This is a genomic window from Bombiscardovia coagulans (assembly GCF_002259585.1).
Classification (GTDB): domain Bacteria; phylum Actinomycetota; class Actinomycetes; order Actinomycetales; family Bifidobacteriaceae; genus Bombiscardovia; species Bombiscardovia coagulans.
In genome coordinates, this window is record NZ_MWWS01000002.1 from 40,997 (window position 1) to 61,876 (window position 20,880).

20 protein-coding genes are annotated in these 20,880 nt (G+C 43.3%); 9 read left to right on the top strand and 11 right to left on the bottom strand.

Features of this window, described 5'->3' with window-relative positions; translation table 11 throughout:
• Window positions 1-225 precede the first annotated feature (225 nt).
• The 3 genes from BOCO_RS07580 to BOCO_RS00315 all read left to right on the top strand — a co-directional run bounded on the left by BOCO_RS07580 (window position 226) and on the right by BOCO_RS00315 (window position 3,359).
• Window positions 226-348: a hypothetical protein gene (locus tag BOCO_RS07580; RefSeq protein WP_275542060.1), complete on the top strand. Its 123-nt coding sequence runs from the start codon at window positions 226-228 to the stop codon at window positions 346-348.
• Window positions 349-502: 154 nt separating this feature from the next.
• Entirely contained in the window at window positions 503-2,359 is a 1,857-nt protein-coding gene (locus BOCO_RS00310) for a hypothetical protein (protein WP_094722126.1), read from the top strand.
• A 253-nt stretch (window positions 2,360-2,612) separates the two neighbouring features.
• Window positions 2,613-3,359: an ABC transporter ATP-binding protein gene (locus tag BOCO_RS00315; protein ID WP_094722127.1), complete on the top strand. Its 747-nt coding sequence runs from the start codon at window positions 2,613-2,615 to the stop codon at window positions 3,357-3,359.
• A 327-nt stretch (window positions 3,360-3,686) separates the two neighbouring features.
• Here BOCO_RS00315 and BOCO_RS00320 read toward each other — a convergent pair whose 3' ends face one another.
• Window positions 3,687-5,108 (bottom strand): flotillin family protein, encoded by a 1,422-nt coding sequence (locus BOCO_RS00320; RefSeq protein ID WP_094722128.1) that lies wholly within the window; start codon window positions 5,106-5,108, stop codon window positions 3,687-3,689.
• A gap of 275 nt (window positions 5,109-5,383) precedes the next feature.
• Here BOCO_RS00320 and BOCO_RS00325 point away from each other — a divergent pair, with 275 nt between their 5' ends.
• Window positions 5,384-6,463 carry a hypothetical protein gene (locus BOCO_RS00325; protein ID WP_094722129.1) on the top strand — a complete coding sequence of 360 codons (1,080 nt, stop codon included), beginning with the start codon at window positions 5,384-5,386 and terminating at the stop codon, window positions 6,461-6,463.
• 19 nt (window positions 6,464-6,482) lie between these two features.
• Here BOCO_RS00325 and BOCO_RS00330 read toward each other — a convergent pair whose 3' ends face one another.
• The 3 genes from BOCO_RS00330 to BOCO_RS00340 all read right to left on the bottom strand — a co-directional run bounded on the left by BOCO_RS00330 (window position 6,483) and on the right by BOCO_RS00340 (window position 8,229).
• The gene (locus tag BOCO_RS00330; RefSeq protein ID WP_244568695.1) at window positions 6,483-6,923 is read right to left on the bottom strand and encodes a Panacea domain-containing protein; all 441 of its coding nucleotides are present in this window, start codon (window positions 6,921-6,923) and stop codon (window positions 6,483-6,485) included.
• Window positions 6,924-7,018: 95 nt separating this feature from the next.
• Window positions 7,019-7,534 carry a Panacea domain-containing protein gene (locus BOCO_RS07640; RefSeq protein ID WP_094722130.1) on the bottom strand — a complete coding sequence of 172 codons (516 nt, stop codon included), beginning with the start codon at window positions 7,532-7,534 and terminating at the stop codon, window positions 7,019-7,021.
• Between the two features lie 239 nt (window positions 7,535-7,773).
• Entirely contained in the window at window positions 7,774-8,229 is a 456-nt protein-coding gene (locus tag BOCO_RS00340) for a hypothetical protein (protein WP_094722131.1), read from the bottom strand.
• Window positions 8,230-8,778: 549 nt separating this feature from the next.
• On the opposite strand from BOCO_RS00340, the gene BOCO_RS07440 reads away from it, so the two are divergent.
• Entirely contained in the window at window positions 8,779-9,543 is a 765-nt protein-coding gene (locus BOCO_RS07440) for a YfbU family protein (RefSeq protein ID WP_094722132.1), read from the top strand.
• Window positions 9,544-9,562: 19 nt separating this feature from the next.
• Entirely contained in the window at window positions 9,563-10,102 is a 540-nt protein-coding gene (locus BOCO_RS00350) for an ImmA/IrrE family metallo-endopeptidase (RefSeq protein WP_094722133.1), read from the top strand.
• A 248-nt stretch (window positions 10,103-10,350) separates the two neighbouring features.
• Here BOCO_RS00350 and BOCO_RS00355 read toward each other — a convergent pair whose 3' ends face one another.
• Complete coding sequence (locus BOCO_RS00355) at window positions 10,351-10,530, bottom strand: hypothetical protein (RefSeq protein ID WP_094722134.1); 180 nt, start codon at window positions 10,528-10,530, stop codon at window positions 10,351-10,353.
• Between the two features lie 133 nt (window positions 10,531-10,663).
• Between BOCO_RS00355 and BOCO_RS00360 the strand changes: the two genes are divergently transcribed.
• On the top strand, window positions 10,664-11,170 hold the full coding sequence (locus tag BOCO_RS00360; protein ID WP_094722135.1) for a hypothetical protein: 507 nt from the start codon (window positions 10,664-10,666) through the stop codon (window positions 11,168-11,170).
• Between the two features lie 58 nt (window positions 11,171-11,228).
• Here BOCO_RS00360 and BOCO_RS00365 read toward each other — a convergent pair whose 3' ends face one another.
• Window positions 11,229-11,942, bottom strand: coding sequence for a hypothetical protein (locus BOCO_RS00365; protein ID WP_094722136.1), 714 nt, complete (start codon window positions 11,940-11,942; stop codon window positions 11,229-11,231).
• Between the two features lie 1,135 nt (window positions 11,943-13,077).
• Between BOCO_RS00365 and BOCO_RS00370 the strand changes: the two genes are divergently transcribed.
• Complete coding sequence (locus BOCO_RS00370) at window positions 13,078-14,310, top strand: MFS transporter (RefSeq protein WP_094722137.1); 1,233 nt, start codon at window positions 13,078-13,080, stop codon at window positions 14,308-14,310.
• 253 nt (window positions 14,311-14,563) lie between these two features.
• On the opposite strand, the gene add is transcribed toward BOCO_RS00370, so the two are convergent.
• The 4 genes from add to BOCO_RS00390 all read right to left on the bottom strand — a co-directional run bounded on the left by add (window position 14,564) and on the right by BOCO_RS00390 (window position 19,328).
• A complete protein-coding gene (gene add / locus BOCO_RS00375; protein ID WP_094722138.1) occupies window positions 14,564-15,589 on the bottom strand; it encodes an adenosine deaminase in 1,026 nt (341 codons plus the stop codon).
• 117 nt (window positions 15,590-15,706) lie between these two features.
• Complete coding sequence (locus tag BOCO_RS00380) at window positions 15,707-16,393, bottom strand: trimeric intracellular cation channel family protein (RefSeq protein ID WP_094722139.1); 687 nt, start codon at window positions 16,391-16,393, stop codon at window positions 15,707-15,709.
• Between the two features lie 32 nt (window positions 16,394-16,425).
• A complete protein-coding gene (gene der, locus BOCO_RS00385) occupies window positions 16,426-18,558 on the bottom strand; it encodes a bifunctional cytidylate kinase/GTPase Der (protein WP_094722140.1) in 2,133 nt (710 codons plus the stop codon).
• The gene (locus BOCO_RS00390; protein ID WP_094722141.1) at window positions 18,555-19,328 is read right to left on the bottom strand and encodes a pseudouridine synthase; all 774 of its coding nucleotides are present in this window, start codon (window positions 19,326-19,328) and stop codon (window positions 18,555-18,557) included. Before BOCO_RS00390 ends, der begins: the two co-directional genes overlap by 4 nt.
• Before the next feature lie 164 nt (window positions 19,329-19,492).
• Here BOCO_RS00390 and BOCO_RS00395 point away from each other — a divergent pair, with 164 nt between their 5' ends.
• Window positions 19,493-20,533, top strand: a complete 1,041-nt coding sequence (locus BOCO_RS00395) for an aquaporin (RefSeq protein WP_094722142.1) — start codon at window positions 19,493-19,495, stop codon at window positions 20,531-20,533.
• Here BOCO_RS00395 and BOCO_RS00400 read toward each other — a convergent pair.
• Entirely contained in the window at window positions 20,483-20,833 is a 351-nt protein-coding gene (locus BOCO_RS00400) for a DUF3017 domain-containing protein (RefSeq protein ID WP_148140022.1), read from the bottom strand. The two genes, BOCO_RS00395 and BOCO_RS00400, sit on opposite strands and share 51 nt — an antisense overlap.
• Window positions 20,834-20,880: the final 47 nt, after the last annotated feature.

Below are 20,880 nucleotides of genomic sequence, written 5' to 3' on the forward strand. Positions count from 1 at the left end.
CACTCTCTTTAGCTGTCACCCGATATATCGTTTCTGCAAATCTGTATATGGAGTGACTATTTCACTTCGAGCATTTGTAAAACAATCCGATGTCGGAATAACGCACTTTTGATGAGTTAACAAAAAATATGGTAATTCCAGCATTAAAAATTGACATTATTTTTCTAACCTAATTACAATTGAACGGGGACTTGCGGTAGCTAAAATTGACAAAGGAGTAGCGATATGAGATCTGTACCTGATTTACAACGGTTCACCCCAGAAGACAGTCCTCAGAGTATAGACAGCTCGGTAAGTCGGGTTACTAGTTCAAAGTCAAACTGGATTAGTTTGGAAAATCGCTACTGATCTTCATTTTTTTTTGCAAACCTACAGTCAGTGGAATTAGTCTTCTTTCTAACTTAATGGATTGGTAGCAGTGTTGCACATTGTTCGCGAGCGCAACACTAATTTTCTTTTCCTAATGAATCGAAGCATAATTAAGAATCCGGTTGGAGTTTCATTGAAATATACTACAGTAATTGACTCGCTTTGGAGAAATGATAAAGATCTTAAATTTCTTAATGTTGTTGCGAATACCGCCGCTATGGTATTGGTTTTCACGCTCTTTGAAGCTCTGTTAACCCCTGCCTTGCAAGGAGACACGGGAAGTGCTCCAGGAGTTTTGTTCATATGCCTAGCCTGCGCTATTTGTGTATGTAAAGTTGTGGCAGATCATACTTTCACTGCACAATGGGGACAACTTATGCGTTTAAGGATAGTTGGTGCGTCGCCGATTAAATTGTTGATAGCAAGCGTGTTGCTACAGGCAAAGTTATCATTGCTCTCAGCTCTTGCTGGAAGCTTGCTGGGAGTGATGTTAACGAATCCTCTCGAATATTTGTATCGAAGTTTAGACATCTGTCTCCCCAATATGAACTTTAGGATTCTGATTGTAGCTTTTTCCCTCACAGTTGTTGCAGCAGTTGTTTCTGGTGTTATTGGAGCTGGCATTTCAGCTTATCGTGTTATTTCATTTCCACCTGATCTGACGACTGGGATTAAAACAGTTCGCAAGTCTCGGAATCATGTATTTTCGTTTCTGTTATTGCTGATTATATCCTGTTTATTGGTATTGCTCGTAAAACGCAACTATGACAGTTTTAATCCATTTTTAGGGGTAGTTATATGCTTTTTATGGGCGTGGTTTTTAATAAGAACAGCTGGTCCGTTTTTACATAGTATATCTACTTGTATATGTCAGCACTCTCAAAACCATCCTGTACTACTACTCGCATTCAGAGATAAGCAAGCTGCAACTTCAACTTCGTTATATACGCTCATAACAATAGCCACTATGATGCTTGGGGCAGTCTATTGTATGTATGGCTACACTGATGCGGATGCCAGAGCATCAATAAGCCATGCAACTTCGCAGCAAAAGAGTGTTGCTTACAGTGAATCACTTTCAACAGAACAATTTCTTCAGCATGTCAAACAAATTGATAAAACCGCTCTGTCATTAAGCGCAACTACTGCGTTTCCTAAAAATAGCAATTCATCTTGTGAATCTCAAAAAACCGATGCTGAAAGGTACATGACTACAGAAAATGCATATGCAGTAACTAATGGCTCTCCAGAAGCTATATTACCTAAGACATACGTAGCGCAGGGGAATTTGAAGATGGATAAAGGTATCATCGCAACAGCTTCGACCATCAATGCTAACGGCAATCCTATTGCAGTTGGAGATATCATATGCACAACGTCTAACAATGTCTTAACAGAAATCCCCGTTCGTGCTGTAGTGAAGTTCCCAGGTACACTGGGAGATTATTTTGTTGTTGGTGTATCCAGCAGTGGAAACAAAAATATAGCATTTACTGAAAGTGCTGTCGGAGCGAATCAAGCAGGTGCCGATTTTACAGTAATGAGTGTTGATGAATGGATTCAAAACATACCATCTGGAAAAGTAATTTCAAAAACAGGTGGTAATGGTGTAAAAGAAGCTGCACCAATCGTTTATCCTGTAATTGCCATCTGTTTAATTGGTGCAATTTCTATCATATTTAATATACTCAGCGAAAGGAAATATGAGAGTAACAGCACCTGGCTAATAGATTTTGGAAGAGCACGCTTTGCACTAACACAAGTCATCGGTGTGGTATTCGAATTGTTGCTATCCTTCGGTCTCACAATGATAAGCTCCGTGGCTATAATCAACATCTCATTAAGAGGTGAGTCTAGTGTTTTATCAGACGGTATCCATTATTTTGTTCCGGTACCTCAGTTTGTTTTATTGTTCTTAACGATATTAATGCTAGGCGTAGTTACTTACTTTGTCAGCAGTGCCCTTTATCAAAAGAATGAAATTATATAGCTCAGAAAGGACTGGCACAAGGTGAACCCAGTATATGCAGAGTACCGTGTCAATAATGCGTGGGTCGACGGTCGAATCAAAGAGTCAGACTCTGATTATTGCAATCTCAAGCTACCATATGGCGGGACCAACACAGTAACAATAGAATCGTGTTGCTGTGTCAACAACGATAATACTCTACCTGTTCAGCAGTGAGACCCTTAATAACAGAACAAATCTTCTTAGTACTTGTATTATTTAAAGGAAGTGTTTTATGTGCGACTCGGAAGTAACATTAACAGCGAAAAGAATTGAATTTTCTTTTTTAACTCGAAGTAATGGACATAAGAAAAATCCTCCTGATATAGGTCCACTTGATATTACGCTTAGAAAAGGCGAAAAAACAGTGTTGATCGGAGCTTCTGGCTCCGGTAAATCAACTACCCTCAAACTGTTAGCTGGACTTCTCAGCCCCACAAATGGAGACATTACCTTCAACAACATGGATTTAACCAAATTAAGTGAGAGACGAAAGGCAGCAATCAGAAGAACTGATTTTGCTTTCATTTTTCAAGATTATATGTTAATTGAAAATCTCACAGTATCCGAAAATATTGCCTTACCGACATTGTTGAACTCCGGCGTATACACGCAAGACAATGTAGTGGATGCTATGTCCAAAGTTAATTTAGATTCGTCCCTACTTAATAAGCCAGTTTTTAAATTATCTGGAGGGCAAAAACAACGAGTCGCGATTTCAAGATCTTTAATGACACAGGCTAATGTATTGTTTGCTGACGAGCCCACTGGTAATCTTGATCCTCGAGCAAGAAATGAAACGTTGGACGCTATTGATAGTGCCATGAAATACAATCTTCAGTCGTGCTTAATGGTAACTCACGATCCTATTGTTGCGGCTCGTGCTGATCGAGTTTTATTTATGAAAGATGGCAAAATTCGTAAACAATATGCGAAATTAACTGCTGATGAGGTTAATGATATTCTTTTAGGAAATCAATAACAGATACAAATGTGGGCACTTGTTAGTGTAGCAAGAATAATGTGAAAATAGCAATTATGACCTTCACCTGCATATCTGCTCATGAGACGGCCATACTCAACTTTTAAATAATAAAAGGACTACCTCCATATTGGAAGTTGGTTCTACTCTTTTACTAGTTTTTTGGGTTTTGTCTGCTAGCTTCTTACGGTTGCCAAGAAACCACTGTCTCAAACGAAGATACTTATTGCCGTGCCCGTTTTGCTGAATTCAACCTAGGATATGCTATATTCTGCCAGCTTACGCGCAAGTTGGCAGAATATAGCATCACGGTCATTCATGTGACAGTTACTTGTCCTGTGTGTTGTTTTTCTTACTAGTTGCCTTGCGCTGTTGAGGAGGGTCTTCTCTGCTCTGCGAATCATGATGGTTCATTGCTGCTCCGGCTGCGCTTCCTGCTACTGCGGAAGACAACACTTGTGCTAGGTTGATTCCCGTTGCTGATTCAATCCCCTTGGTCAATTGAGAAACCGATCCGGTAACATCTCCCACAAGTTTTGAGCTATTCCCTTCACCATACATGGTGATGCTGTCCACTTGAGACAGGGGCGATGCAGCTTCCCTAATCATGTCAGGAAGCTTGTCAATGTAATTCTGCAAGACAATCAGCGGATTTTCCATAGCATTATAGGCTTTGCCGCTTGCGCCAATTGCCTCTGCCTGAGCCAAACCTTTAGCTTTGATGACATCAGCTTCAGATTCACCCTTTACTTTAGTGACTTCTGCTTCTGCATTACCGCTAGCTTTTGTTGCCTCGGCAGCCTGCTGTGAAGCATATAAGTCTGCTTGAGCTTTCTGCTCAATAGCATACCTGTCAGCATCAGCCTGCTTTTTCACTGTCGCATTCAATTCGGCTTCTTTGACCTCAGCTTGACGCTGAGCAACAATAGCTTGCTTTTCCGTCGCAGCAATTTCAGCATCTTGTTCTGCAATATTGAGTTCTTTAGTCTTCGTTGCTTTAGTGATTTCATACACCATATCAGCTTGAGCCTTAGCATTATCAGCTGTTGTTTTCAGCTCAGCCTGTTTCAAATCCAATTGGTTCTGTCTTTCTGCAACAGATTGCTGTGCCTCAATACGTGCAAGGCTGGCTTCCTTCTGAATCTCAGCAGCCATAGAAGCTCCCATTGATTCAATCACATGCTGGCTATCAGTAAAATCACGAACATTGAAAGTAACCAGCTCAAGCCCTAAGGCTTCCATGTCACCACGTGCTGATTCAAATACAGAATCACGGAACTCATCACGCTTACTCATCAATGTCTTAAGCTCTGTTTTTCCAATGACTTCGCGCATTTTACCAAGAAGAACCTGCTGCACATCGGACAACATAGTATTCTTGCTTTGGTTCAGATAGTTCTGAGCTGCAATTTCCAGTAATCGAGTATCATCAGAATCAGGTGAAACCCCAATGCGGAAATTAGCTGTTGCGCTCGCATCAATCAAAATGGCATCTGATGTTGGAATAGGTTTTTCGTTTTTTAGGTCAGTGGTTACGATCCCCAAGGGAAGTCGGTCAATTTTACAAATGAATGGAATTATAAAAACAGATTTTCCAGTGACAAATCTCTTTTTCCACGGCCCGGTAACAACCAGTGCTTCATCCGTAGAAGCAACATGATAGGACATACATATAAAGACAATTACCAGTATAAAGACGGCTAGTCCTATTATGAATGGCATATATGAATCAAGCGAAGTGATTTCCATGTAGTTCTCCTACCTACTTTCAGACAGCTACCCATCCCCCATTATTTCTTATCATACCGTCAACGGTCAGGATGCAACAGTTAAAAAGTTCGTTAGTTCGTATTAAAAACTGAAAAGGCATTCATGTATACCTATGCATCACGTTCATCCTATTCACAGTTTGGACTCGACATATCATTTTTACTGAGGCTTGTTATACCTGAGAACTATTCGCTTCTGCTCCTGTACACTTGTTGTATAGGGCGCGCCTCAATGGTGAGAAAGGATAATTACGTATGAGCAACGATGAGCGACACGAAAATGCTGATGGTGCACAAGTATCCGAACCATCAACGGAAAGTAACGAGCATGTTGAAATAAGTGAGCACTCACATGCTTTTGCTGGTAAGCGGTTGTGGGTGTTGGTGGTTGCTGTCAGTGTTGTTGTGGTAATGGTGGTTATGGGTGTTTTCTGGTATCAGCATGCACAACAGCAAGCTCACCAGAAAGCGTTTAGCGCTTGCACGAACGCGGGTACTCGTGCTGAGCAAACCAGTAAGCGGCTTACTCAGAGTGTGCAGGATGCTCGTACTCTGGTCTCAGGTGGTGAACAACAGGTAGCAGATCCTACTACAGTGAAAACACTTGCTGATACGTTGCATACAGTGAAAGAAGATGAGCTGAGTGTTTCATGTGACCCGGGTATGAGTACTCGTGAGCTGGAACACAATCAGCAAGCGGCTAACACGTGGAATACACGGCACGCTCAACTGCTCACGACTCTGGACCATCAACGTACTGTTGTGAATGCTTCTCGAGGGAAGAAAACTCTCGTTGATGCTCAAACCCAGTTGCATACTAAGAAGGAAGAAGCTCGTAAACTGTTAGCTGATTCTGAGCATAAGGTAGCGGATAACACGTGTCGTGAAGCGTTACAACAGGCTATAAGTGAAGCTGATCAACTTTCTTCAACTCAAGCAGATGATTATGTGAAAGCTGGAGCTAATCTTGATCGTACGATGAGTTCCGTCACCCAGAACATGAACACTACTATGCTTGTTGCTCAACAACCAGTAGCTGCTACTCCTAATAATCCTGGTGTTGTGAATGCTCCCATGGGTACTCCTGGTCAAGGTTCTTCCTACCAGCCACAAACCGGTAGTAAACCAGTAACACCCGCACCGGTAGTACCACGAGTTCCAGTTCCAGCTCCGCAACAACCAGCTCCCGCACCAGCGCCTCGAGTTCCAGTTCCCGCACCACAAGCACCAGTTCCCGCACCACAGCAACCAGCACCAAGCGGTAATGATGATTGGACTTTATTCCCGGGAGGACACCATTGTTGGATAGATGGCATTGTTACATCTTGTGGTTGATTGTAATCGTTGTTTAGTTTTACCTTGACTTCACTATGGGGTGGTTGGTGTAGTAGTTTTTCATCAGAGTTTTACTGATTATAGTATGACAAGTAACATCAGGATTAAGATTGTGACGAGCTGTTTTCCATGGTGCTTCAGAACAGACTTTACTACTGAGAGTATTGCCAGATAATGGTGAAAGCGACTGACAAACCATGTCGATAATCGTACATTCTTCACCTTTAAGGGTGTCATGAGTGGTGAGGTCACCATCGTAAATCAAAAACTGTCCCTTGTGTAAGGCGAACAATTCTGGTGATACTGGACCATTTCGCCATGCTTCAAAATCTGCTTCAAACAACGGTTGAGAACAACTGACAAGTGACTGAGCTTGCGAATAAAATACAAGCTTCTCCAATTTCATAGTAGTCATCGTCCCACACATGCGGAGAATATACGCTGCTACATCAACTATCATAATTATTGAATCCTCCACTCCCCCACCTACATATACTCAACACTGTTCTAGAGATCATAACCCAAGGAAAGAAACAGGCAGAACATTTGAAAGCTTCAAGAGCCGTATTCGTGGCATAGCTTCTTCTCAACCAGAATAGTTTTTACGAAGCATCTTCCAGAGACTTTGCAGTAGTTCAAGTCACGTATTTGATTAAAAGTCCCATGGTAAAAAATCAATTCAGAAGGGCTACGCTCATTATTGTCAACACCCAACCACGGGACCTCACTGTGACTCTTGCACTCAAGCTCCCTACCAGTCGCATTACCATACTCTTTAACAATGCGATTAAGAATGTACTTATTAATATCAAAAACACTAAGATCTGGATCACACTCACTCAAAAAAACCACAGTCGGATTATAAGAACAACTAAACTCACTGACTTCACTCTCATTGAGTAGCCCGTTATGTTTCATGCTCAAGATAACGTCATCCATCACGTCAGGGTACGATCCCATTTTCTTATGAGAATAATTATCTCCAGTTACCGACTCCATGGACTCACGATATTCAAACCCATCAAAATCCACGTAGTATAAAAACTTGGCCAGCTTCTCCTTACCGCGAATCTCGCGGTCCTCTCATGCGAGAAATCAAATACGGGATTGTATTCTCATATTTTGTTTGAGCAATCTCAGTCATTCGAATCACACTCCCAGTTGAATTCTTGAAACATCACTATACGAGCTGTATGCTTGTTTCCGCACATCCTATACAAACGAAAATAGTATGGTCCAAAATATATCAGTCACAACCTCGCAGCCCTAGAAATGAGGTGTACCCTACCGCTTGAGCTACCACATCGTTATCAATGACGAGAAAACGAGTTCGTATTTACCATAACTGTTGTGATATTTTTCACTCGATAGTTCGCTTCCGAAGTAACAGTCAAAAGTATACAATCGCCAGAACTCCGCCCATGATAGGGAGGAAGATTAGAAGAAAAATCAATTGTTATCGTGTCACCAATACGGATGTTCTTTGCAGTCTTCTTCAGCCAGTACTCTTCCGAAGCAGGACTATAAGTATACATTTCTGCCACATCGTCACCTGAATCAACGGCAACGATAGTGACTTTCTTAAACGTTTGATCAGAAATATTCCGCAAAGTCACCGTTCGTCGCTTATCATCACGATAAATCGCCCACAAATCACCAACCTTTACCGAAATACGATTGGCATAAAGTGCCTGAACAGCCGAATATCCTGAAATACACACCGCTAAAGCGCTAATCACTAAAGGTACATACGTTGTCCAATCCACAAGAACATTATAGCTTACAATCCTTTTTGGTGTTTCCCCCCCCCCATCCTCGCACAGTTATGTTCACTACCACTCACGCGAATAGTTGCTATATCAGCTTAACTTCATCCTTCTTTGCTTCACTCTACTGACGGTAGTGTGGTGTAAGCGTGGGGTCTTGTAGTTGCTCAATCAGTTAATCTTTGCGTCGTTCTAGGAGCGCCTTGCCTTTAATATGATATTCGACTTGTTCATCGTACTCTTTTATAACTCTGAGTCTCATTGTCACGTCTGCTGGATCATAAGCATTAAACATTGGGATGAGATTAGCAGTATATTATTCAATACGGACAGTTGGCTGCTTCAAGCTGACTTAAGTGATTTTCAATCCTCTGCCGAATAGATTTCTTATGTTTTGGAAAACACCGCAAATCTGGAACATTGAAAAACCATTCGAAAAAGTGTTCATGAGCAAGCTGTTCCTTGTATTATCGAACAACTTGCACCTTAAAAGTATACAGAATACAATACGGTATTGTAATATGTAAAGTTCGAAGTTAGGGGTTTTGAATGGAAGAAAGTAAAACCATGAAGGTAATAACTGCTCGTATTAGCAGTGGATTGTATGAAGCGCTAGAAGATTATGCGAGACAGAAAGAATCCACAAAATCAGAGATTATTAATAAAGTTCTCAAACAATATTTGTTAGCACAGTCAGGAAGTGAACATTCGTCACAGCACGACAATGATTTTGACGACATTGATAGCTACTATTTTAAACCAATTTATGCGTTAAACGATGATATGCGCCGTATTCTAATAATGTTAGAACAACTTGCTGAACATATGACTTCAGATAAAGATGAGCAAGAGCAACACAAATATGCTATTGAGGTTTTGGAAAAAGGATACAGCAGTGAATATGAGGAAGTACTCCCCCATATCGTTCCTGAACTACCTACAACAATAACTGATGAAGCACAAGACATAATGTCCATGTTTCAAGACCTGTTAATTAGTTATGAAAACCTATCTGCTGATGAAAAAACATCTATACCAGACATCAACAAAACCATGCTGCATTGTCAAGGATTCGACCGCCAAGATCCACATGAAATACGAGTTTCTGAGTATCTTAAACTGTTAAGACAGGATGAACGCTGGCAACTGCCATATGATGATATGCTCAAGCACTCCGATAATGGCAACTCACACAGGAAACAACTTAATCAATATAGAAATATGCTAAAAAAACATAAAAGCGTTAGACACCGTAAAAGTGATTACTCATCTCACTTATCACGAGATGAAATTATGCATATAACAACTCTATAAATCAGTTGGGAGGCGTGGAATGGGAAAGAAAATCAGAGTAAAGAATCTTTACACACCGGCAGTAGCTGCCACTGAAACGCTCCTTACCACGATTGCAGATGTGAACGGTTGTGTTTCACTACCCATACATGTAGGGCAAGTACTCAGTCGTATGGGTCTTAAGGCTGGAACAATGTACCTTGATTCAAATATTTCAGGATTATTGGTGAAAGACAAGCCTGGTGAGCCGTTTAAAGCCGTATCCAATGTCATGAGTTATCAGTATCAGAAGCGTTTCACATATGCACATGAACTGGGCCACTATGTTCACACTTATCAGGATCTTCCAGATGATCGAATCGTAGGCAGGACGGAGAAAAACACTGAACTATCGTCTTTAGGTAGTAATCCAGAAGAGATTTGGGCAAATAAGTACGCTGAAGCACTCCTGATGCCAGCATCCATAGTTAGGGATTATTGGGCGCAAGGACTGAGTTTGCTCGCTATGTCTAGTTTGTTTGATGAGTCCTACGCTGCTATATCGAATCGTCTTGCCTCCTTGCATCTTTATATGAGGTAGCACAATGCCCTATTGTGGTTTGCGCTTATGTTGAGTTTAGACATGGATGGCCTCCTCGAAGCCTATCGCATCAATGGCGGATGGTGCCGCTGAAGCATCCATCAAGATACCTGCGGCGCAAGTCCAAATCGTTACGGATACCGGCGTAATCGCCTACAGATACCAACTGTGAGGTTCCTTTATTGCTGCGTTCCACCACGATGATTGATAATAATACTATTCATCTTCGCTTAGTTAGAGAATGAGTACTATCGCGCAACTGAAGCGGTAACTTGTTGGAAGATTAAATCAAGTTCATGGTTTCCTTGCGACGACATCTGTAACGATTCCAGCAAACCATCACGTACTAATGGATCATCTTCACTCAGTGTCAACTCTAATGCCATAGCGTACGCACTCTTCACATTCGCATGTACTGTATCACTCATTCGAATACCACCTCCAAATAACATGTTCTTCGCTATAAACAATTATCCTGTTCCCACAAGCTCATAGTCACGTTGAATAGATTAAAGACTTGTAACGCGCATAGGTATGGGTAACTCTATGAAAGGAGTACCTATGCGACAAACGTTGCGTAAATTTGGTATGGCGTTGATAGCGTTTATTGTTGGCGCTGCCACGCTTATAGGCGGTACTGTAACCGCTCAAGCTGCCACAAACTCGGGACCAGGCTACTGGTTTAACCCGTTTAGAGAAGGACCAGTATTCGCTGGTAAACACGGTGTAGGACTAGGTGTCATAGGCATGAAAGACGGTTTACCTGTCTACTGCATCGAATCCGGCATACCAGCTGGTAGTTTAGAAGGCAACTGGCAGCCAGCCGATGACATGAACTCAAGAATCGGCGCAACCCTCGTAGACCGAAATAAAGGCGATATGAGTGACATGACTCAAGCCGCCGTCCAATACGCTATCCATGATCATTTAGACCAAGGATCATCAGCTTGGAGCGTCTACAAACGACAAAGCCTTGAGGGCGCCAACATGGCTGACGTAGCCAACAGGGCAGCACAACTATGGAATGATGCAGCGCAAAATGTCCCAGCAAACGGAACAGTTGATTGAGGGTATCACTTTGCGTTATTTATAAACATATAAAAGTTTTATGCAACTCTACATTGTTTTAGTTCATCCAACGCAGACGCCCGTCTTTTGCTACTCGACATGTAAGAATGCTGCTATCACGATCGGATTGACCTGTTGATCCTGCTCCTGAGCAGAAAGAGCCTCGGTGTGCACTCCCCCGTGAATATGTCTGTGGTTGTGGAGCTGGTTGTTGTGGCTGAGGAGCTGGCACTTGTTGTTGGTTTTGTTGTTGCTGCATTTGCTGTTGTGCAGCCTGCCTAGCAGCTTCTTCTTTTTGTTGTTTCTCACGTTCAGCATTAGCTTGTGCTGCCTTAGCTGCTGCTTCCTGCTGTTGTTTTTCCTGCTCCTTCTTTGCTTGCTCTTCTTTAGCAGCTTTTTCTTCAGCTGCTTTCTTAGCGGACTGTTCTTTATCCCATTGGTCAGCTTTTTTTCGAGCTGTTTGTAAACTCGATTTCGTCTCTGAGAGTTCACGTTTGGTATTGGTTAGCTCAGTATTAACTTGCGAATACTGTGCTTCTAAACTCTTGTACTCGCGTGTCTCTTTAGGACTTGTGTCACCACACGATGACATTCCGACGCCAAGAATAAGAGCAAGAAGAACTGCAACTATTGATTTCCAGGGAATATTCTTTTTAGTAGCTTGCGGGCCATTAGGGGTTGGAAGAAATGGAAATGGTGTACCTTTGCTATTTTGCTTCTTACTAGCTTTAGATAACTTAAAAACAGGCGTCTTTGTAGTTCTGTTCTTCATGATCCTCAATTTCTCGTATCAACAATGACACAAAAAGCGTAACAAATAATATGAACAACACTGAAACAAAGCGTAGCGTTCAAAAACAATTATATTGGACTTAACAATACCTCGATCGTGCAATCAGGAAGCATACTAAAGAAGTTATCCATCAGTAGAGTTATTGAAGTTTACCTACTGTAAGCATATGCTCGTTAAGTACAATACACATGCTCGCGTAACATTCTTACAAATACTATTAGCCCTGTACTACTTGTACAAGAGCAAACGGTGTATCATGTAGGCTTCCTATCATTACCCATCATGCGCCCTCCCCCAATATGGTTCGAGCTGCCACAGTAGGTTAACAATTCTTGAGTGACTGTTTAATGGTTTGGCTAAGGCCTAATACGTAATACTTGCTGATCATCAGTTTAATTTCATCAATACTTGGTCGTTCCTGAAGGTAGTGACTCTTGAGGTGATGCTGAAGTTGCAGCTACTGCTCCTTCCTTAAGAAAGAAAACGGCATGTTTGGTAGACACGAGTGCATCAACAGCAGTTCAAACTTCACGAAGACCAATAGTCAGAAACCGGTAGTTTGCATTCAGAAGGTCTAAGCATTGTGTACCAGTTTGACTCAAATCCCCTTGATTTGATGATTAAGTATCTGCGCATACATGCGTTCGCTATCTTGGCTCCCCGCGAATGTACCCTTGCCTTGAATGTTTTCGAGGATGCCTGCTTGTAGAAGTTCTTTGTACGGCTGCGCAAGATTGGCACAGCAATTCATAGATCGTTTAGCTTACTGCCAAAGTGCGGGTAGGCCTTCTCCACTCTCGAGGTTACCGTGTAAAACACCACTGTGATTTTGTTCTTCAATTTGCTGATATGTGGGTTGATCAGAGACGGATGAACAGATCAGTTTCATCCAAGGCACTTTCGTTGTCGTTACAACAAACCAAGCAGGTGGCCTGGCGGACCCAACTCGAACGCCTCTCCGATTCACTGTTGAGTTCTACTAAAGACAGTATATTGAACTGTACAAGCTCACTACAGAGCAGTTGAAATTACAAACCCTGTTGTCTCTCGTTTCTAGCAATATAGTCCCCAAGGGGAATACATATGTCGGTCCCATGAAAGGAATAATGATGCAATCGGAACACTAACGAACAGCACAACCAAGGCTGAACTTTCCTATTATGCCAGTCTTACATTTTTAACTCTTTCTAAAACTCTTCCACACGCTATTCTTACCGTATTATTACTGCACAAGGGATTACAGCTGGCTGACATCATGTTTGTGCAAGCCCTGTTTAGTGTAGCGGTTTTTCTTTGTGAATTTCCCAGTGGCGTACTTGCTGATTTGTATGACCGCAGAGTGTTATATGAAATTTCCATTGTTGTATGGATTGTTGCCTGTCTGACGATCTACTGGGGGCAGGGTTTTATACCTATGGCCATAGCTTGGGTGTTATATGGCATTTCTGAAGCCCTATCTTCTGGAACAATTGACGCATCACTGATCAATCTCTGTAAAGTGAGTTCAGTTGATCCGGTCGAGCAGGTGAAACGCTTTAAAAGAATCAGCAATCAGTTATCGCTCGTTGCTATGGTAGTTGGCGCCTCGTTGGGCTCAGTTCTGTATTTCAGAATTGGTTTCAATATGTATCTAGTTGGGGTAGCATTTGCGGTCCTGTCGGTGTTGCCTATCATCTTCTTCTTTCCTCATGATAATCAGTCCGAACAGCACAGCAACAGGACTATTCGTCAACAAATAGAAACTGCATTGGCTGAAGTCAAGTCCGATAGAACCTTACTGCTCCTTATAGCACTCACCGCAGTGAGTCAGATTTTCTTTGGAACGCATTTTAACCTCTGGCAAGCGTACATGCTTTCCATTGGCATGAGTGAGAACAACCTTATTTACTGGTATTTCCTCTTACAGGCAATAGGGATTGTCGCTTATTCGATTCGAATAGACCAGCACTTGCGACGCGTAATGCTTCTTGCTACACCTTGCGCGATGGCGTTCCCCTTGTTTATTCTGTTTCCAGACAGGATAGTTGGGGTATGTGCTTACTGTCTTGCAACCTTTACGTTTATGTTTTTGCAGTACATGTATGACGTTCTGTTCTCGCTAAGAGTTTCACAAGAACGGATAAGTACTTTGATAACACTCAATTCCACAGCGAGTCGGTTAGCAGGATTCTTGGTATTAGGAGCTAATGGACTTCTTCTGAATACAGTCAATCTTAGATATCTTATTGTTACTGACTTTGAGATATCACTGGTCTTATCCGTGGTCTTATGTTTCTTGTTCCTGAGGAGCAAGCATAAAAGAGTGGAAGGGTCTTCAGGTATAAAAGAGATAACAAGTAGCGCCTGATTGACGTAGTAATGAGGCCGGTTGTAAGTAGCGATATAGCAACCGGCCTAGCCTTACATAACTAAGTCAACATTCACAAGTAGCGCCGACAGTTAGTGACACAAGTGCTGTTCAATTCTCCGCTATAACAGTTGATTGAACTGTGCATGCAATGACATGACAGAGCATCTTGTGTTCACACAAATACGCTTGAACAACACAAAATGAACGAAAATGAGTCTTGCTCTTTGACATACTTGTGCTAACGAAAGACTTACTCTTGTTCAGTTTGAGCCATATAACGGTCTATCTCAGCTAGGTATATGTCTTTGCGTTCTTGGCTAATCCAAGAAACTTCAAAGGAATTTTTGGCCAATTGAGCTACCTGTTCCTGACTGAGATTGAATTGGTCAGCCAAAGCACAATAGTTATCATTAATATACCCTCTAAAATAAGCAGGATCATCTGAATTCACACAGACTTTCGCCCCTTTATCGAGTAGCATGAGAATCGCTTCACCCTTCATTTTGGGCGAAGTATCCTTTCTTGCGGGAGGGCAAGCAGTGATACCAATTCCCCTCTTCACTGCAAGTGCTACCAGGTCAGAGTCTTCAACGATGTTGGTTCCATGGTCGATGCGTTCAACATCCATAATTTCGAGTGCTTGCTTTATATGTTCAATGGAGTCTTTTTGATCAACATCGCAATGGGCTGTTAGATGGAGACCTTCTGTTCGTGCGTCTTCAAAGAGGCGGGCAAACTTCAGTGGTGGATTATTGTGCTCATCTGAATCCAAACCTACTCCTACTATCCAGTCCTTGTAAGGAAGCGCTTCTTGTAAGGTTTGCCTTGCTGATTCTTGAGAAAGGTCTCGCAGGAAGCACATTACCAAAGCAGCATCAATGTTGAAAGCTCTTCCATCGACAATCGCACGATGGAGGCCTGTAATAACTGTAGAAAAAGAAATCCCCCTACTCGTGTGAGCCTGGGGATCAAAAAATAGTTCTACATGCCGGACGTGTTGGGCTGCTGCTCGTTGCAGGTAAGCTAAAGCAAGATCATAAAAATCTTGTTCTGTTTGTAATACTTGCATTGCCTGATAATAGACAGCCAGGAAGGAAGGTAAATCGTGGAAGTCGTACGTCTGCTGCACCTCTTCAACGGTTGATTGCCCTATATCGATGTGATTACGTCGAGCCAGCTTGAGTTTCAGATCAGGCTCTAGAGTTCCTTCGACATGAATGTGAAGTTCAGCCTTCGGCAAGTTGTCGATGAATGTGCGGATTGCATTAGCTGCCATATTAGTGCCCTTAGATGAGAAATCGACAGTTCAACAACATATTTAGCATATCAGAGTCATAATGTATCTCACGTTACCGATATACACGGGCAACAGTGGAGAGACTAGCAATGCCGTTTAAGCTTGTGTGTTCTCTTCCATCTGATGCTTACTTCGCTGCAAAGCTCCTGGAACGACCCAATTGAATTTTACAGAGAGAAGGCGTAAAGCAAGGACCATGCAAACAATACTTAAGTCAAAAAAGACTTCATCTTCGAACGATAATCTGCCAGATTGAAATCCTCGAGTCACCAATACGGTGAGTATACAAGCAATCAGTGTTGGTACTGCATACCAGTGTCTATCTGCGATTACTACTGATACTTCGTTCAACAAGGTGTCTCTGATAAGTCCTCCGCCCAGAGCCGTCACCATTCCTAAAAAGATCGCTGTCATTCCTGATGTTCCGTGGACTAAGGCTTTTGCGGTACCATTAACAGCAAAAAGACCTAGAGCAACACCATCAAGCACTAACATCGACCAGTACATCTTGCCAACTTCAGGATGAAAACAAGCAACTACTATACTTGCCACTAGAGCTGTTAGCACCATACGCTTGTCGACTATGCCGGGTGGAGGAAATATTCCTAGCAACACGTCTCGTATTACTCCTCCACCCAGAGCTGTAAGCCACGACGTCAACAGCACAGCAAACAGGTCGTAACCTTTACGAATGGCAGCAAGTCCACCCAACAGACCCCAGCAAAAAATAGCAAGGTATTCAATACCCATGAGAAAAGCGTTACTCTCTAAGGCCAAGGTCATCCTCAAAGGTTCCTTTCTCTCCTAAACCATAATCACTTAGACTTGCTCTTTTTCTTCTCTCGAATATGAACAGAAATTTGAATAGGAGTTCCCTGGAAGCCGAACTCTTCACGTAGTCTTCTTTCAAGAAAACGTCGATAAGATGCTTCGAGGAAGCCAGTCGCAAAAATAACGAACCTCGGAGGGCGCGTAGAAGCTTGAGTGGCAAAGAGAATTCTAGGTTGCTTGCCTCCACGCAGGGGGTGAGGATGTGCGGCTTGAACAGTTCCTAAGAAGGAGTTGAGCTTACCAGTTGGAACTCTTTGATCCCACGATTCCAAGGCTGTGTGCATGGCTTGAGCTAGACGGTTGGTATGCCAACCCGTCTTTGCAGAAAGGTTAACTCTTTCTGCCCAGGTAACACGGTCAAACTCAGTCTGCCAAAGGCGTTCGAGTCTCTGACGACCAAAATCGTCAAGTAAATCCCATTTATTGAAGATGAGTACAACTGCACGACCCGCGTCTACTGCCTGGCTCATAACTTTCAAGTCTTGATCAGCAATAGGTTGTGAAGCATCAAATAAGACCAGTGCAAGTTCACTTCGCTCAATAGCAGCCTGAGTGCGCAAAGACGAATAGTATTCAGCTCCTGACAGTTTGTGGAGCCGACGTTTGATACCAGCGGTATCAATGAACAGCCAGTCCTCCCCCTCGATATCGATAACTTCATCCACCGGGTCACGTGTGGTACCGGCTACGTCATTTACCACTGCCCTATCTTGCTTTGCTAATTTATTCAACAAAGATGATTTCCCAACATTTGGGCGCCCGACCAGTGCTACACGACGCAGGCCAGCAGGAGTTAAGAAACCGGAGGTTTTTTCAGCCTTGTGTAGCTGATCTACTGCTGCATCAAGCAAATCTCCTACGCCTCGGCCGTGCATAGCAGATATGGGGTATGGTTCCCCCATGCCAAGCTTCCAAAATTCAGCAGCTGTGTAATCAGCGTTCCTTGAATCGAGCTTATTGACAGCAAGCACCACAGGTTTACCAGCCTGACGCAACATTCTGACAAGCCGTGTATCCATGTCAGTCAATCCCACTTGTCCATCTACCACAAAACAGACAGCGTCAGCAAGTGAGACAGCGAGCTGGGCTTGGTCAGCAATAGCTGAACCAATTCCTTGTGCATCGGCTTCCCAGCCTCCTGTGTCAACAATCTTGAAATCTGTACCTGCCCACTGGGCATCGTAACTGACTCTATCGCGAGTCACTCCTGGTTTATCTTCAACTACAGCAGCCCGACGTCCGAGAATACGATTTACTAGTGTTGATTTACCAACATTGGGACGACCAACAACCGCTAAGACACCTACAGATTGAGTAGCTTGTGTCTCCTCTAGCAGAGGACCTTCAGAGTCAATCAGTGCCCGGTCATATTCGTCAAGCTCATAATCTTCTAGATTGTATACAAAGTCGTTGTTCGCTTGCTTATCTATGGCTTCCTGAACGATGGTAATTAAGCTATCAAGCGTTTGCTCGAACGTCATATCAGAATTATCTACTTCTATGACACCCTCTGCTGCTTCCATAAATGAAGTGACTTGGGCATCCTTCATATCCCTTGCTAGTACATCATCTGTATCGTGCTCTGAAGAGGATTGTCCAGCTCTACGTGCAGCCCTGACACTTTCTCTAGCAGTAAGCAAGATACGGACTTGTGCCTGAGGAGCTACCACAGTGGTGATATCCCGACCTTCAGCGACAACTCCTCTTCCCTCTGACTGTGAGTCAACGTCTTCCTCAGCACTCATAAAAGCTCGTTGAGCAGCAATAAGAATATGCCTAACGCCCTGAATACCTGAGACAGTGGAAACATGTGATGATACTTGTGCAGAACGGATGCGTTCACTGACATCTTGTCCATCCAGTTTTACCCACAAGTCATTTGGGTCCATGCTGATTTCGAAATGTCCTTCAGTGAAGAGAGCCCCCACGGTTTCTGTGACTTGCTGTTGGTCAAGATCGTCCGCATCTAGGTCAACACCGGACATCATGCACCAAAGTGCACTAGCGCGATACATAGCGCCCGTATCAAGATAGGCAAGTCCAAAGTACTGTGCAAGAGCTCTCGCTGTCGATGACTTTCCGACACCAGCTGGACCATCAATAGCAACTGTAATCACAGACCTACCTCCTTGTCCAAGGCACTGACTTCAGCATTAGACAGCACCCTATATGAACCAGGTTTAACATCACCAAGGTGGATGGGTCCAATTTGTGTACGAACAAGTCTCACCACAGGAAAACCTATTGCTTCAAAAATACGCCGTACTATACGGTTCTTTCCAGAATGGATGACCACTTTCACCATAGTGTGATCACGGCTTCGGTCCACAATTGCACAATGATCTAAGCGAATAAGACCGTCTTTAAGGAGCACTCCTTGAGTAACAAGACGTCGACAAATATTGCCACCGAGCTTTCCCTGCACGGTTGCCATATATGTTTTTTCCACTTCGTACTTGGGGTGCATGACATGCTGGGCTAATTCACCATCGTCAGTCATGAGGATGAGACCTTCAGAATCGTAATCCAACCGCCCCATATGAAAGACCCTCTCGTAACGATCACCTATGATGTCCCTCAGGGTAAAACGTCCTCTAGGGTCATCCATGGTGGAGAGCACCTTACGTGGCTTATTGAGGGCAAGCGTCACATGCCGACCTGTAATGTGGATGCGTGAACCGTCTACCCTAACCTGTTGTCGATTTGGATTAACTCGTGACCCTAATTCCGTAACAAGTTGCCCATCAACCTCAACTCGGCCTTCTGTTATTATTTCCTCACACTTGCGTCTGGATCCGAACCCAGCTTGTGCTAGCACCTTTTGGAGACGAACACCTTCGTCATGTGATTCATGTGCTCGTATCGCGCGTTTATATGGATGTGGCATCGTTCTCCCAACGTGGCCTAAGAAAGTAAAGCTACAAAAACTATTGTAGCTTAGCCTATGCTCATGATTTTCAGTGTTGTTCGCAAAAAGAGTCAAGGTCTGTCCTTCTTCATACACTAAATACTATTCCATGAGGCAAGCAATGTGAAGGCAAAGGAAAGTCAATGAATTCACAGAAACGAACACAGCCCATACAGTTACTAACTCCAGCAGCAGCCGGAACATTGCAAGTAGGTGCTGAAGCTGTCGGTACTTTTCTCATATGCTTCGCAGTATATGCAGCTTCTTCTTGGGGGCGTATTTCTACTGGAGCATCATCCATTGCAATCGCTTGTACATGGGTTTGCGCATGTATTGCTGTAGGAGCGATGTTCAGTAAAATATCCTCAGCCCACTGCAATCCAGCAGTAACTTTTGCAGCTATGTTTACCGGACAAATTGGCTGGTTGCAAGGAGTTTTCTATATTCTCGGACAACTTATCGGCGCTGCTGCTGCCGGTGCGGCGGTTATATATCTACTTCCGATGACTAAAGAAAATAACGGTCAAGTCTGGCTTCCTGGTGCCGTGAATGGGTTTGCTGAGGGTTCACCTTCATATGCAACTCTCACCCAGTACCACTTATCCTTTACCATCACAATGGCTATCGTAGTTGAGCTGGTTGCATCCCTAATTGTTGTCGGCACAGCCATAGTAAGCATGAAAAAAGACGGTCAGGCAGCTTCGGGTCATGTGTGGAAGGTAGCTCTAGCTTACGGAGTTGGAGCAATGATCACCTACCCAATTACTGGTGCAGGCTTGAATCCTGCTCGTTCCACAGGCATAGCCCTCTTTGCACGGAACAAGGGTTTACAAGCTGACCCCGTCAGTCAACTGTTCGTTTTCTGGATTTGCCCATTGCTTGCAGCTGCCATCGTTGGTCTCATTACCATTATCTATAACATGATTATAGAAAATGCAAAGGAAACATTGGAAGCAGAGCCTGACACCATCATTGAGATGCCAGAAGCCCTTCTCACCTCTACAGGTGAATATGCTCTTAAAGAACCAGATAAGCAGACGGATCTGTTAGTCAGTGTCGACGACAATGACAGTGATGAGATAAGTGCGTCGGTTCATCCTGTTCCTGTTGAACATACACAGACATCTCAGCCCTCAGAAGAGCCAAAGGATACTCAAATAAGTGACGAGGAGTCCAATAGCTAAGCCGATACACATAACTGAGTCGAAACCTACTGATCTCACCTTCCAGGGACTTTTCTCTTGAAGGATAAGTCTAAGGCATCCAAGTATAGCGCTGCAAGATGCTAGAACTGCTATCCCAATTCCTGTGTGTCCAAATGCTGCGAAGGCCGTAGCTGATAACACGACTAGGCATACAATCCACTCAGCTACTGGTTTACCCTCACTCTGTTCAGATACGAAAGGATGCTCCTTGGAACTATTCAATTGATGCGGAGCACTTTCTGTGTTTGGCCTGTGTGCATGTTGTGCCGTTGGAGTCATTATCACACCTTGCCTTTTATTTGATAACTTATCTAGAGTCTAACCGG